Annotated in this window: 13 protein-coding genes; 5 read left to right on the forward strand and 8 right to left on the reverse strand. The window is 35.8% G+C overall.

The window, feature by feature from the left end:
- Positions 1-38: 38 nt before the first annotated feature.
- The 8 genes from ACR9EA_RS09355 to ACR9EA_RS09390 form a co-directional block, all read right to left on the reverse strand.
- Complete coding sequence (locus tag ACR9EA_RS09355; protein WP_435132005.1) at positions 39-3,011, reverse strand: M16 family metallopeptidase; 2,973 nt, start codon at positions 3,009-3,011, stop codon at positions 39-41.
- Between the two features lie 108 nt (positions 3,012-3,119).
- A complete protein-coding gene (sucD, locus tag ACR9EA_RS09360; protein ID WP_435132007.1) occupies positions 3,120-4,007 on the reverse strand; it encodes a succinate--CoA ligase subunit alpha in 888 nt (295 codons plus the stop codon).
- 117 nt (positions 4,008-4,124) lie between these two features.
- Positions 4,125-5,060, reverse strand: a complete 936-nt coding sequence (locus tag ACR9EA_RS09365) for a UDP-3-O-(3-hydroxymyristoyl)glucosamine N-acyltransferase (RefSeq protein ID WP_435132010.1) — start codon at positions 5,058-5,060, stop codon at positions 4,125-4,127.
- A gap of 5 nt (positions 5,061-5,065) precedes the next feature.
- Positions 5,066-5,632: an elongation factor P gene (gene efp, locus ACR9EA_RS09370; RefSeq protein WP_435132012.1), complete on the reverse strand. Its 567-nt coding sequence runs from the start codon at positions 5,630-5,632 to the stop codon at positions 5,066-5,068.
- Positions 5,633-5,641: 9 nt separating this feature from the next.
- Positions 5,642-6,427, reverse strand: coding sequence for an acyl-ACP--UDP-N-acetylglucosamine O-acyltransferase (lpxA, locus tag ACR9EA_RS09375; RefSeq protein WP_435132014.1), 786 nt, complete (start codon positions 6,425-6,427; stop codon positions 5,642-5,644).
- A 10-nt stretch (positions 6,428-6,437) separates the two neighbouring features.
- The gene (locus ACR9EA_RS09380) at positions 6,438-7,844 is read right to left on the reverse strand and encodes a bifunctional UDP-3-O-[3-hydroxymyristoyl] N-acetylglucosamine deacetylase/3-hydroxyacyl-ACP dehydratase (protein ID WP_435132015.1); all 1,407 of its coding nucleotides are present in this window, start codon (positions 7,842-7,844) and stop codon (positions 6,438-6,440) included.
- Positions 7,844-8,857, reverse strand: a complete 1,014-nt coding sequence (gene lpxD, locus ACR9EA_RS09385; protein WP_435132017.1) for a UDP-3-O-(3-hydroxymyristoyl)glucosamine N-acyltransferase — start codon at positions 8,855-8,857, stop codon at positions 7,844-7,846. Before lpxD ends, ACR9EA_RS09380 begins: the two co-directional genes overlap by 1 nt.
- Positions 8,858-8,881: 24 nt before the next feature.
- Positions 8,882-10,102 (reverse strand): HD domain-containing protein, encoded by a 1,221-nt coding sequence (locus ACR9EA_RS09390; RefSeq protein ID WP_435132020.1) that lies wholly within the window; start codon positions 10,100-10,102, stop codon positions 8,882-8,884.
- A gap of 79 nt (positions 10,103-10,181) precedes the next feature.
- Between ACR9EA_RS09390 and ACR9EA_RS09395 the strand changes: the two genes are divergently transcribed.
- From ACR9EA_RS09395 to ACR9EA_RS09415, 5 genes are all read left to right on the forward strand, one after another.
- Positions 10,182-11,735: a response regulator gene (locus ACR9EA_RS09395; protein ID WP_435132023.1), complete on the forward strand. Its 1,554-nt coding sequence runs from the start codon at positions 10,182-10,184 to the stop codon at positions 11,733-11,735.
- 85 nt (positions 11,736-11,820) lie between these two features.
- On the forward strand, positions 11,821-12,276 hold the full coding sequence (gene tsaE, locus ACR9EA_RS09400) for a tRNA (adenosine(37)-N6)-threonylcarbamoyltransferase complex ATPase subunit type 1 TsaE (protein ID WP_435132026.1): 456 nt from the start codon (positions 11,821-11,823) through the stop codon (positions 12,274-12,276).
- A 224-nt stretch (positions 12,277-12,500) separates the two neighbouring features.
- Positions 12,501-13,043, forward strand: a complete 543-nt coding sequence (locus ACR9EA_RS09405; protein WP_435132029.1) for a hypothetical protein — start codon at positions 12,501-12,503, stop codon at positions 13,041-13,043.
- A 64-nt stretch (positions 13,044-13,107) separates the two neighbouring features.
- Positions 13,108-14,307 carry an alanine dehydrogenase gene (locus tag ACR9EA_RS09410; RefSeq protein WP_435132031.1) on the forward strand — a complete coding sequence of 400 codons (1,200 nt, stop codon included), beginning with the start codon at positions 13,108-13,110 and terminating at the stop codon, positions 14,305-14,307.
- Between the two features lies 1 nt (position 14,308).
- The gene (locus ACR9EA_RS09415) at positions 14,309-14,683 is read left to right on the forward strand and encodes a hypothetical protein (RefSeq protein ID WP_435132033.1); all 375 of its coding nucleotides are present in this window, start codon (positions 14,309-14,311) and stop codon (positions 14,681-14,683) included.
- Positions 14,684-14,813 lie beyond the last annotated feature (130 nt).

Here is a 14,813-nt window from a genome sequence, read left to right on the forward strand (position 1 = left end):
GTGAGGTTTTTAAAGTAGCCGTCTGACTTTACTGCGTTTTAAAGTTGTATGTCTTTAGCTGTTTCGTAGTTAAATAAATAATCTACATCCATTTCTTTAACTTCGCCTAACTTGCTCAAGGCCTTAAAATCGATATCTTTTTTATTACCAACTACCATAACATTGTAGTGTTGCCCTTTAATGTTTGTATTAAAGAACTGCTTTAAATCGTTTAAAGTCATAGATTTTATGGTATTATACATCGCTTCTCTGTTATCGTTGTCTATCCCTAATTTCTTTAAACGCTCGTAGCTCCAAAACACATTATCTTTAGTAATTCGCTGTGCTGCAATTTTCTTTAATGCCGCATCTTTTGCTGCTTCAAATTGTTTTTCTGCTTCCGGCATATCAGACATTAAATCCATCATAGCATTTACAGCCTGATCCATTTTATTGGCTTGTGTACCAATATACGCCATAACGTAATTCGATTCGTCTTGTCTGGATGGCGTATCGTATTTAGCATATGCAGAATACGCTAAAGATTTAGATTCGCGAATTTCCTGAAACACAATAGACGATAAACCACTACCAAAGTAAGCGTTAAATAGACTTGCCGCTGCTAAATTTTCGGGATCGAAAGGCTGGCCTTTGGCTAAAAATACCATCTCGGACTGCACCATGTCGTAATCTACAAAATACACATGTCCGCCAGTTTCTTTTTCGGCATAACTCATGGCTTCAGGATAATCTTTTAATGGCTGATTAAGCTTATGGTTTTCATTTAAAGCTTCAACAGCCTTTTGGTAGTCTTTTCCGTAATAGAAAATACGCTGTTTGTAATCTTTTAAATCCTTTAAAATACGAACCAGTTCTTCTGGATCTTGTTGTTTCAATTCCGAAGCTTTATTTATGTTTCTCAATCTCGAATGCTCGCCATATTGTCCGTAACTTACTAAACCATTCCATAAAATATTACCTTTTTGGGTTTTAGCATCGTCTCTCCCCTTTAAAATTTTATCGACATATTTTTGATAAGCCTCTTGATCGGCAACAGCGTTCGTCCATAGGTTTTCTAATAAGGCCAGACCTTTTGGTAAATTATCTTTTAAACCACTTAACCCTACATAGGTTACATCGTTTCCTGTACTTACATAATAATTTATACCTAATTTGTAAAATTCCTTTTTCACTGCTTCTGCAGTCATAGTATCTGTGCCCAAATACTCTAAATATCCTACTGCAAGACTTAATTTTTTATTATTATCGCTCCCCATATCAAAAATAATATTGAGGTTAAATAAATCGTTTGTTTCATTTTCTATATACGATACTTCCGTGCCATCTGCCATTTGCGTAGTTTGTATAGCCGATTTGTAATCGATAAATTTTGGCTGCAGTGCATCGGGTTCTATAGCCTGAAACGCTTTTAAATAGTCTGAACTTTTATCTCGATTTAAGTTTACAGGAGTAATTCCTGGGTTTTCTACTTTAACAACATGCTTATCTTCGCCTTGTTTTTTATATACAACAACGTAATTATCTTTATAAAAATCATTAGCAAAAGCTACTAATTCGTCTTTGGTAATGGCTCTTAAATCGTTTAAAAATGCCACTTTATCAGCCCAACTTTGATGATGGATAAACGCATTATAATAAGCTGAAGCTAAAGCTGTACTATTTTCGTATTGCTTGGTTTGACTTAACTCTAAATCGTTAATAACGGCATCTAACAACCAATCGTCGAACTCTCCTTTTTTAAGTTTATCGATTTGACTAAATATTAAATCTTTCACCTCGTCTAAACTTTGTCCTGCTTTAGGCATGCCATAAAACTGCTGAAGTCCATAATCGTTTAAAAACATGGTATAACTACCTGCACCTTGCACCTTTTGCTGTTGATTTAAGTTTAAATCGATCAATCCGGCTTCACCATTGGCCAATATCATATCTGCTAAGGTTACCAGTTTTTCATCGGCAGTATTTATACCATTACTTCTAAAAGCGATGCAAATATTTTCGGCGGTTGGGCCAAATACTTCTTTAGTAATTGGTGCCGTAATAGGCTGTTCTTTTGGTAACTCTGGGTGTGTAACAGCTTTGCGTTCTAAAGTTCCAAAAGTCTCGTTTACGGCTTTGATTGTAGCATCAAAATCTAAATCGCCTACTAATACCATAGCCATATTGTTTGGCACATAATAGGTGTTAAAATAATTATTGATATCTACCAACGATGGATTTTTTAAATGCTCGGCTGTACCAATAGTCTGCTGCTGCCCGTAAGGATGATTAGGGAACAAACCGTCTAACATAGCAGTATACACCTTTCTGCCATCGTTATCCTGTGTTCTATTAAACTCTTCGAAAACTGCCTCTAACTCAGTATGAAAAAGTCTTAGTACCAACTGCCCAAAACGTTCGCGTTCTAAAGTTAACCATTTATGCAACTCGTTGGCTGGTATTTTATTTTTATAAACAGTTTCCTCAAACCACGTATGGGCATTAGTACCCGTTGCTCCCATTCCGCTTGTCATTTTATCGTATTCGTTAGCAACAGCGTAATTTGAAGCTTCTAAAGACACTTCGTCTATTTTTCTGTACAATGCCGCTTTTTTATCGGCATCGGTTTCGGCACGATGAGCTTCATACAAATCTGATATTTCCTGAAGATATACTTTTTCTTTCTCCCAGTCTAAGGTTCCAATTTCATCGGTACCTTTAAATACCATGTGCTCTAAATAATGTGCTAAACCTGTAGAGTTACTCGGGTCGTAATTAGAACCTGCTCTTACGGCGATATAGGTTTGAATTTTTGGTTCATCATCATTTTTACTTAAATACACTTGAAATCCGTTATCTAAAGTATATAAGCGTAGGCCTGTAGGATCGTTAGCAACAGTTTCGTATGTAAATCCGTTCGCATCGGTCTGTTGTTCTATTTTAGCAGATTCGGTTGTGGTAGTTTCTTGTTTGCAACTGTAGTTCAATACCAGCAACAAACAAAGCATTGTGAAGCTTTTTAATTGTTTCATTTTATAGGGGTTAGGGTTGAAATAAAAAAATCCGTCAACAAAATAGTGTCAACGGATTAATTTTATACTAATATTAGATATTTTTTAACAGAATACCTACTGTTTATCTTATACTGAAGCAACTTGAGCTAAAACTTCGGCTACTTTTTTACCGATTTCGGCTGGAGAGTCTACCACGTGAATACCACACGCTCTCATAATTGCTTTTTTAGCTTGGGCAGTATCGTCGCTACCACCAACTATAGCACCAGCATGTCCCATAGTACGTCCTGCTGGAGCCGTTTCGCCAGCTATAAAACCTACAACTGGTTTTTTGCTACCACTAGCTTTATACCATTGTGCTGCGTCGGCTTCTAACTGTCCACCTATTTCACCAATCATAACTACAGCTTCTGTTTCAGGATCGTTGATTAATAACTCTACAGCTTCTTTTGTGGTTGTTCCGATAATTGGATCTCCACCAATACCTATAGCTGTTGTAATTCCTAATCCTTGCTTACCAACTTGGTCTGCGGCTTCGTAAGTTAATGTTCCAGATTTAGAAACAATACCAACTTTACCTTCTTTAAATACAAAACCTGGCATAATACCTACTTTTGCTTCTCCTGGAGTTATGACCCCTGGACAGTTAGGACCAATTAAACGACAATCTTTGCCTTTAATGTAATCGGCTGCTTTAATCATATCTGCTACCGGAATACCTTCGGTAATTGTAATAATAACTTTTATACCGGCATCGGCTGCTTCCATAATAGCATCGGCTGCGAATGCTGGTGGTACAAAAATGATGGTTGTATCTGCTCCTACTTGGTCTACAGCATCTTTTACAGTGTTGAATACAGGTTTGTCTAAATGTGTTTGACCACCTTTTCCTGGAGTTACACCTCCTACTACATTTGTTCCATATTCAATCATTTGACTAGCGTGAAAAGTACCTTCACTTCCAGTAAATCCTTGAACTATTATTTTTGAATTTTTATTTACTAAAACGCTCATTTTTGTAAGTTTTATTTTTTTAAAGCTTTACAAATGTAAAGTTTTAACAAGTATTTATAAAGTATTTTTTTAACTTTTATTGCCTATCAATTTCAATTTTACACGAAAAAGATTTAATTATTTCGTATTCCACTTTTCTATTAGCTTTGGCAATTGTTTAATTAATGCCAATCCTTTTAAATGGGCACGAACTTCTTCGGCTGGTGTACCCCAATAGGTTTTTCCGCCTGCTAAAGACTTCGTAACACCTGTTTGCCCCATAACAACGGCTTTGGCACCAATGGTAATGCCGCTAGTGGTTCCTACTTGCCCCCAAAGGGTAACTTCGTCTTCTACAACCACACAACCCGCTATACCAACATGCGAGGCTATTAAACATTTTTTTCCAATAACTGTGTCGTGACCGACTTGTATTTGATTGTCTAATTTAGAACCTTCACCAATTATTGTATCGCCCGATACACCTTTATCTATAGAACACAAGGCTCCAATATGTACATCGTTTTCTATAACTACACGGCCACCAGATTGTAATTGATCGAAACCTTCTGGTCTGTTTTTATAATAAAATGCCGAAGCTCCTAAAACAGTGCCAGAATGAATTACAACATTATCGCCTATAACGGCATCGTCGTAAATAGTTACGTTGGCATGAATAACACAATTATTACCAATGCTTACATTGTGACCGATAAAACAATTGGGCTGAATAATAGTATTTTCTCCAATAATAGCAGAATCTGCAATACTTTGATGCGCCGATTGAAAGGGTTTAAAATGTTGTGTTAATCGGTTGAAGTCGCGAAATGGATCGTCTGAAACCAATAAGGCTTTGCCTTCTGGGCAGGTAACTTTTTTATTGATTAACACCACAGTTGCTGCAGACTGCAACGCTTTATCGTAATACTTAGGATGGTCTACAAAAACGATATCTCCTGTTTCGACCACATGAATTTCATTCATGCCCAAAACAGGAAAATCGTCTGCGCCTACAAATTCGCAATGCAATACGCTTGCGATTTCCTTCAAGGTATAGGGTTTAGGAAACTTCACCAGAATTATTCTTTGACTCTTTCTTTGTAAGTCCCTTTATCGGTTTCTACTTTAATTTTGTCGCCTTCATTTATAAATAAAGGAACATTAATTATGGCTCCAGTTTCTACCGTAGCTGGCTTTGTAGCATTGGTAGCTGTATTGCCTTTAACGCCTGGTTCGGTAGCAGTAACTTCTAAAATAACACTAGCTGGCATATCCACAGATAAAGGCATGTTGTCTTCTGAATTGATAAGTACAGTAACCACTTCGCCCTCTTTTAATAAGCCTGGATTGTCTAGTGCATTTACATTTAAAGTAATTTGTGTAAAATCTTCAACATTCATAAAATGATACAAATCGCCTTCTGGATATAAATATTGAAATTTATGTGTTTCTACACGAACATCTTCTAATTTATGCCCAGCAGAAAAGGTGTTGTCGATAACTTTACCAGTTGTTACACTTTTCAATTTAGTTCTTACAAACGCAGGACCTTTACCTGGTTTTACGTGTAAAAATTCTATTACTTTAAAAATATCGTGGTTATATCTAATACATAAACCGTTTCTGATATCTGATGTTGTTGCCATTATTATGTTTTAATTTGATTTAAAATATCCTTTCATTATCCCGCGTTGCGAATCTCTAATAAATTGAAGAATCTCATCGCGCTCAGGAGTAGCTTCCCACTCTGCTTCTATAATTTCTACCGCTTGGGTATTGTTGTAATTTTTTTGATACAGTACACGGTAAATATCCTGTACTTCTCTAATTTTTTCGGTTGTAAAACCACGACGGCGTAAACCTACAGAATTAATACCTACATAAGACAATGGTTCTCTGGCTGCCTTAACAAAAGGAGGCACATCTTTTCTTACTAAAGATCCTCCGGTTACAAAGGCATGATTTCCAATAGAACAAAATTGATGCACAGCCGTCATTCCTGCTAACACCACATAATTGCCTACTGTAATATGTCCTGCTAAAGTACTGTTGTTAGAAAAAATACAGTTATTACCAACTATACAATCGTGCGCAACATGGCAATAAGCCATAATTAAACAATTGTCGCCTATAACGGTTTTCATTCTATCTGTGGTACCTCTATTTATAGTTACACATTCTCTAATCGTAACATTGTCTCCTATAATAGCTAAAGTATCTTCGTCGTTGTATTTAAGGTCTTGCGGCACAGCTGATATAACCGCTCCTGGAAAAATATTACAATTTTTTCCAATACGCGCCCCTTCCATAATGGTAACGTTACTACCTATCCAAGTACCTTCGCCAATAACCACATTATTATGTATGGTTGTAAATGGATCTATCACCACATTTTTGGCAATTTTTGCGCCTGGGTGTACGTATGCTAATGGCTGATTCATGAATTCTTTATTATTTTACTTTAGAAATTTGCGCCATTAATTCGGCTTCTGCACATAATTTACCATTGGCATAGGCATAACCTTGCATGTGGCAAATACCGCGACGGATTGGAGTAATTAAATCGCATTTAAAGATTACGGTATCGCCAGGCACTACTTTTTGCTTAAACTTAACGTTATCTATTTTCATGAAAAATGTTAAGTAATTTTCTGGATCTGGTACAGAACTTAATATTAAGATACCCCCGGTTTGTGCCATTGCTTCTACAATTAAAACTCCTGGCATGATTGGGGCACCTGGAAAATGTCCGGCAAAAAACGGTTCGTTCATCGTTACGTTTTTCATGCCTATAACCCCTGTATCTGTAAGCTCAAAAATTTTATCGATCAATAAAAACGGTTGCCTGTGTGGCAACATGTTCATAATCTGATTAACATCCATTAAAGGCTCCTGATTTAAATCAACCACAGGAACATTATTTCTTCTTTCGTTTTTAATAATCTTAGCCATTTTTTTTGCAAACTGTGTGTTTACAAAATGTCCCGGCTTATTGGCTATTACTTTTCCTCTTATTCTGGTACCTATTAAAGATAGATCCCCAATAACATCTAATAGTTTATGGCGAGCAGCTTCGTTAGGATGGTGCAAGGTTAAGTTATCTAAAATACCATTGGGTTTAACCGCAATGCTATCTTTATTAAATGCAACTTTTAATTTTTCCATAGTTGCAGCCGACAATTCTTTATCGACATAAACAATGGCGTTATTTAAATCGCCACCTTTAATTAATCCATGCTCTAACAGCATTTCTATTTCATGCAAAAAACTAAACGTTCTCGCGTTAGATATTGTAGATTTAAAATCTGACATCTGATTTAGAGTCGCATTTTGCGTACCCAAAACCTTTGTGCCAAAATCTACCATAGTGGTAATTTGATATTCTTTTGCAGGCATTAACAAAATTTCGCTACCCGTTTCGTCGTTAGTATAAGAAATCACATCGGTAACGACATATTCTTCACGAAAAGCACATTGCTCTACAATTAAGGCTTGCTCCAATGCTTCTACAAAAAACTTAGACGACCCGTCCATAATTGGCGGTTCGGATGCATCTAATTCAATTAAAACATTATCTAAATCTAGGCCAACTAAAGCTGCTAAAACATGTTCGCAGGTTTGAATAGTTACACCATTTTTTTCAATTACGGTACCGCGTTCGGTATTGGTTACGTAACTAGCATCGGCTTCTATAACTGGCGCTCCTTCTAAATCGACACGCTTGAATGCAAATCCAAAGTGTTCTGGAGCCGACTTAAATGTTAAGGTTACATTTTTACCAGTGTGTAATCCTACTCCATTTAAAGAGATTTCTTTTTTAATGGTTTTTTGTTTGATTTCAGTAGTAACTATAGCCATTATTTTTTATCTATTTCGTTTATTTCTTTAACTAGTTTTGGTAAATTTTTAAAGTGCACATACGATTTATTAAAGTCTACTAAATTAAACGCTGGCGAGCCTTGTAATACTTCGTTATCTTTTATATTTCTAATAATACCAGATTGTGCCTGAATTTTAACGTGATTACCAATAGTAATATGACCAACTATACCAACTTGCCCTCCTATCTGGCAATGCTCGCCTATTTTTGTAGATCCAGCAACACCTGTTTGGGCTGCTATAACGGTATTTTTACCAACTTCTACGTTATGTGCTATCTGTATTTGGTTGTCTAGCTTAACGCCTTGACGTATTATAGTAGAGCCTAGTGTGGCGCGGTCTATGGTTGTTCCTGCACCTACGTCTACAAAGTCTTCAATAATAACATTACCTATTTGTGGTACTTTATCGTATTCGCCATCGGCATTAGGCGCAAAACCAAATCCGTCGGCACCAATAACACAACCTGAGTTTATTACACAATTTTCGCCAATAACACTCTCTGAGTATATTTTTGCACCGGCAAAGATAATTGTGTTTTTACCTATAGTAACATTATCGCCAATATAAGCACCTGGAAAAATTTTCACCTGATCGGCAAGTTTTACATTATCGCCAATATATGCAAAGGCACCAATATAAATATCGTTTCCTAAAGTAGCAGAATCCGAAATATACGAGGGTTGCTCTATGCCTTGTTTATTTAACTTAACCGCGTTGTAATACTCCAATAATTTTGAAAATGCCTTATAAGCATCATCAACTTTTATAAGTGTAGTTTGTATACTGTGTTCTGGTTCAAAACTTCTATTTACAATGGTAATAGAGGCCTTGGTAGAATAAATATGTGACTTGTATTTAGGGTTTGCTAAGAAGGTTAATGCACCTTCTGTCCCTTCTTCAATTTTAGATAATTTAGAAACTTCAATTTCTGGATTTCCTACCACATCGCCTTCTAAAATACCTGCTATTTGTGCTGCTGTAAATTTCATCGTCGCAAAAATATGAAAAATGTCCTAAAGTTTGACTTTAGGATAACATATAAAATATTTGGTTACGGGTTTAGACAATGCTTTTAAGTTTAATTGATCGGATGCTTTTACAATATCTTCAATCTTTCCAGATTTATGCAGAATATTAATGCGTTGCCCTTGTTGCTGGTAAGCCTGATTAGAAATTTCGCCCGTAAACACAAAATACTCGGCCTCTGCTGCACTAATATTATATTTCTCCATTAACGTGTTTATATGCTCCGCTAACACAGTCTTCTTTATTTTTTTCCGTTTCATTTTAATTTTCAGCAAATCCCGGTTCAAGATCATTTCGCATAGATTACGCAACACAAAATCGCTGTGGTATTGCCACTCTTTCATAGCCGACACCACATCGTAATCGTCTAATTTAGAAAACGACTCCAGAGTTATTGTATTGAAATTAGCTTCGGAAATATCGTGCTTCAAAAAATACATTAAAGCCCTACTCGCCTTTAATTCTACATGTTGTCTAGTCAACTCTTTAGCGCGTTTTAAAACACGTATTAATAATTGTTCGGCCACCAAACTGGTTTTATGCAAATACACCTGCCAGTACATGAGGCGTCTAGCTACTAAAAACTTTTCTACACTATAAATCCCTTTATTCTCTACCACCAATTCGTCGTCAACCACGTGTAACATGGTAATTAAACGCTCGCTATTAATATTTCCTTCGGCTACTCCTGTGTAAAAACTATCGCGTTTTAAATAATCGGCTCGGTCCATATCCAATTGCGAGGAAATTAGTTGACACATAAAGTTTCTGGGATACTCGCGCTTAAAAATTGAAATCGCCAGCGTTAAACTTCCGTTAAATTCATCGTTTAAATGCTCCATAAACAACAACGATATTTGCTCGTGAGACACGCCATTTACTATGCTATGCTCCATAGCATGCGAAAAAGGCCCATGACCAATATCGTGTAATAAAATAGCAATATACAACGCAATTTCTTCGTCTTCAGAAATGATAACCCCTTTAAAACGAAGCACATTCACGGCTTTCTGCATTAAATGCATACAACCTATAGCATGATGAAATCGGGTGTGATGCGCTCCCGGATAGACCAAATACGACATCCCCATTTGGGTGATTCGGCGAAGCCGCTGAAAATATTTATGTTCAATTAAATCGAAAATTAACGAATTTGGTATGGTAATAAATCCGTAAATTGGGTCGTTTAATATTTTAAGTTTATTCATTAAAAATGTTTAATTGCACCTTGAAAATAAGGTTCTAAAATACATTAAAAAACCTAAAAAACACTACAAAAATAAAGATATGAACAACATAAATATACTTTGGGTAGACGATGAAATTGATTTACTAAAGCCCCATATTTTATTTCTAGAAAAAAAAAATTATAAAGTAAGTACCTGTACCAGTGGCACAGAAGCTTTAGAAGTGTTAGAAGCCCAATCTTTCGATATCGTGTTTCTAGACGAAAACATGCCCGGTCTTACAGGCTTAGAAACCCTTAACGAAATAAAGGAAAAAAACAACAACCTACCGGTGGTAATGATTACCAAAAGTGAAGAAGAATATATTATGGAAGAGGCTATTGGAAATAAAATTGCCGATTACCTTATTAAGCCCGTAAACCCAAACCAGATTCTACTATCGCTCAAAAAGAATTTAGACCATTCGCGATTAATTTCCGAAAAGACCACCTCTAATTATCAACAAGAATTCAGGAAAATTGCTATGGATTTAGCCATGGTTAACACCTTTGAAGACTGGGCCAACTTATATCAAAAATTAATTTATTGGGAAATTCAATTAGAAAATATCGAAGATGCCGGCATGTTCGAAATACTAGAATCGCAAAAAACCGAAGCCAATGCCTTGTTTGGTAAATTTATAGAGAAAAATTACGAAGACTGGTTTCAATCGCATACCGAAGCACCAACCATGTCGCATACCTTGTTTAAAGACAAAATCGTACCTCAGCTCAGCAAAGAACAACCAACGTTATTGGTGGTAATAGACAATTTACGATACGACCAATGGAAAGCTTTCGAGCCTTTTATTAGTAATTATTATAAAAAAGAATCCGAAGAGCCGTTTTACAGCATTCTTCCTACAGCCACACAATATGCCAGAAATGCCATTTTCTCTGGATTGATGCCAAGGGATATGGAAAAAATGCATCCTGAATTCTGGAAAAACGACACCGATGAAGGCGGAAAAAATCTTTACGAAGCCGAATTTCTGGAAGCACAAATGAAACGCCTTGGCCTCACCCATTTAAAACACGAATACCACAAAATTACAAGTCTTAAAAACGGCAAAAAGCTTGTAGATAATTTTAAAGCCCTTAAAAGCAACGACCTTACAGTTGTTGTCTACAATTTTGTAGACATGTTATCGCATGCCAAAACGGAAATGGATGTCGTTAAGGAACTCGCTTCAAACGACAAAGCTTACCGATCTTTAACACAAAGTTGGTTTAAAAATTCGCCCTTATTCGAAATGATTCAGCAGGCACAACAACAAGGTTTCAAACTCATATTAACAACCGACCATGGTACGATTAATGTTAAAAACCCATCTAAAGTTGTTGGCGATCGCGATACCAGCCTCAACCTACGATATAAAACAGGCCGAAGTCTAAGTTACGAAAGCAAAGATGTTTTAGAAGCCAAAGACCCAAAGTCTATTCACTTACCAAACATTACCATGAGCAGCTCGTTTATCTTTGCTAAAAACGATTTGTTTTTTGCGTATCCCAACAATTATAACCATTATGTAAGCTATTACAGAAATACATATCAGCACGGTGGCGTTTCGCTAGAAGAAATGATTATTCCGTTTGTAGTTTTAAACCCGAAGTAAGTTAAAAAATACAAATCCTTAAACTGCTAGCTAAAAAAGCATTAGTAATTTTAATATATAATACTTATAATTGCATACATATACTATGTCTATTACAAGAACCTACCATATTAATAATATTAAAGAAGTAGCCCAATATATTATACAAACAGCTACTTCTAAAACCATATTGTTTTATGGCCATATGGGCGCAGGAAAAACCACTTTAATTAAATCTTTAGTCACCGAATTAGGCTGCCAAGACGATGTTAGCAGCCCTACCTTTTCTTTGGTAAACGAATACCAAACCGACAGTGGCTTGGTATACCATTTCGATTTATACAGGATAGAAGATGAAGAGGAAGCCTATAATTTTGGAATTGAAGATTACCTATCGGCAGATGCCTGGATTTTTATAGAATGGCCTAACCGATTAAAAGATTTACTAGCCCAAGAAATTAGTAATAGTGTAGTTATTGAAATTGAAAACCAAGATACCCGTATATTAAAATTTAATACTAACGAAAGCCAAAATTTAGCAGAATTTGAAATGTATAATTAAAAAAAGCAATCGATTACGGTAAAACCGTAACGATCAAGCCTTAAAACAAGCGATTTTAACACAATTTTAACGTTTTAGCGGATTTTGAATTAATGCTTTATCTATATTTGAATCATTAATTAATTAAATCCCTTAAATTATGAAAACTAAAAAGTACGTTATCGCAATCGCGATTTTTGGAGGCATGTTATTTACTGCTCAAGCTGCAAACCTAATTAACCTAAATGACCAACAAGCACCACAAATCGAGAAATGGAGAATCAAAATTCCAACGCACGGATAATAAAAGCCTCATTTTAGGAAGCTTTATAGCCACTTTTATAGCGGCTACTCCTTATTTATTTTACTTATATGAAAGTGTTCCAAACCAACAAGTTTGGGACACTTTTTTATTTAGATATGAAAGTACTTTTTATGGAGGTATTGATATCGTAGCTTGGACATTAACAGGAAAACTAGTCCCTTTATTATTACTTATAATATGGTTTTTCACTTGCCGACATTGGTGGTATCACGTGTTAATAGTACCAATAGCCATGTATTGTTTTCAAATTTTCACAGTATTCAATGATGATATGCAATATGTAGATAGTAACCAGATTTTTTATCTCATTCCTATTATGGCTATCATTATCCCTTCAATTTACTTAATACGTGCACGTATTTTTAACGAAGTAAATACAGCGAATAAAAGCATGCAGGAATTAGAGGATGAGTTTAAACTAAGTCCGAAAGGCTTCTTCGGTAAACTCAAAGATTATTTTTAATTTTTGGTAAAAACATTCAAATTTTTATTTGTAATTTGACTCTTTAAACCAGAGCCAATTTACTATGTCTACATCGTTCTCGCCGTTTACCCATCAACAGCTTATACCACAAGAAGAAACCCTTGAAATTTTAAAACACAAAGGCAATTTATTTATTGGTATTCCTAAGGAAACTGCTTACCAGGAAAAGCGTGTTTGCTTAACTCCAGATGCCGTATCGGCTTTAGTGAGTAACGGACATCAAGTATTATTAGAATCAGGTGCTGGTTTAGGCGCAAATTTTACAGATAAAGATTATAGCGAAGCAGGAGCCGAAATAACAAAAGACACCGCCAAGGTATTTTCTTGCCCCATGATCTTAAAAGTGGAGCCTCCAACTTTAGATCAAATCGATTTAATTAATCCGCAAACCATCATCATTTCTGCGCTTCAGCTAAAAACACAACACAAAAAATATTTTGAAGCCCTAGCCTCTAAACGCATTACTGCTCTTGCTTTTGAATTTATTAAAGACGATGACGGACATTACCCAGCAGTACGCTCGTTAAGTGAAATTGCTGGTACAGGCGCTGTTATAATTGCATCAGAACTCTTATCGAATATAAATCAAGGTAACGGACTCTTATTAGGTAATATTTGTGGAGTACCTCCAGCCGAAGTGGTTATTATTGGCGCTGGAACCGTGGGCGAATTTGCCGCAAGAAGTGCTATAGGTTTAGGAGCCAATGTAAAAGTTTTCGATAATTCAATCTCTAAACTACGTCGCATTCAAACCAATTTAGGACGCCCCATTTATACCTCGACCTTGCAACCTAAAAACTTAACAAAAGCCTTAAAACGCTGCGATGTTGCCATTGGAGCCGTTCGCGGAAAATCGAGATCGCCCATTTTAGTCAACGAAAAAATGGTGGAAAGCATGAAAACGGGCGCGGTTATTATAGATGTAAGTATAGATATGGGTGGCTGTTTTGAAACCAGTGAAGTCACTTCGCACAAAATGCCTACTTTTATAAAACACAATGTTATTCACTATTGCGTACCTAATATCCCTGCCAGGTTTTCCAGAACAGCCTCGATATCACTGAGTAACATTTTTACGCCTTATCTTTTAAAAATTGCAGACGATGGCGGTTTAGAAAATTCTTTGCGTTTTGAGAAAGGTTTAAAAAATGGATTGTATTTTTACCACGGTATTTTAACCAACCGTTCCGTTGGCGAATGGTTTAATTTAAAATACAGCGATATCAATCTTCTAATTTTTTAAAATGACGCTTTTACAACGTATTGGTTACTATTTAGGGGGCTTTTCTATAGGTTTAATAATTCTGGCTTTTTTTTTAAGCGGAAAAAAAACATCGTGTAGTTACGGTCCCGAAGCCCGAGTGCTTAAAAACATTAACACAAAAACCATTCAATATTCCGATGAAGCGCAATCGGTAATTCAAAACAAACAGTTAGACACGCTTATTGTAGGTCATATTTTAAGAAAAGGCAATGTAGATTTTTCTAAAAGCAATACGACATCCGAGCCTTGCAAAACCTATCATTTACAAGGAACTGCCAATAAGCAAAATATCGAAGTCATCGTTGAAAATTGCGAAACCATCGCTACTGTAAAACATATTGCTGTTTTAGAGTAAAATCAATTATTTAATATTTTTTACATCTGACAATCCCCTACTTTTTAAGGCCATATGCTAGCTATTCTTTAGCGAATCATTGTATTGCATAAAAAATACTATGAATGCTATTACAATTAAAAGGCTGACT

It is taken from the genome of Formosa sp. A9 (assembly GCF_051200825.1).
GTDB lineage: Bacteria > Bacteroidota > Bacteroidia > Flavobacteriales > Flavobacteriaceae > Formosa.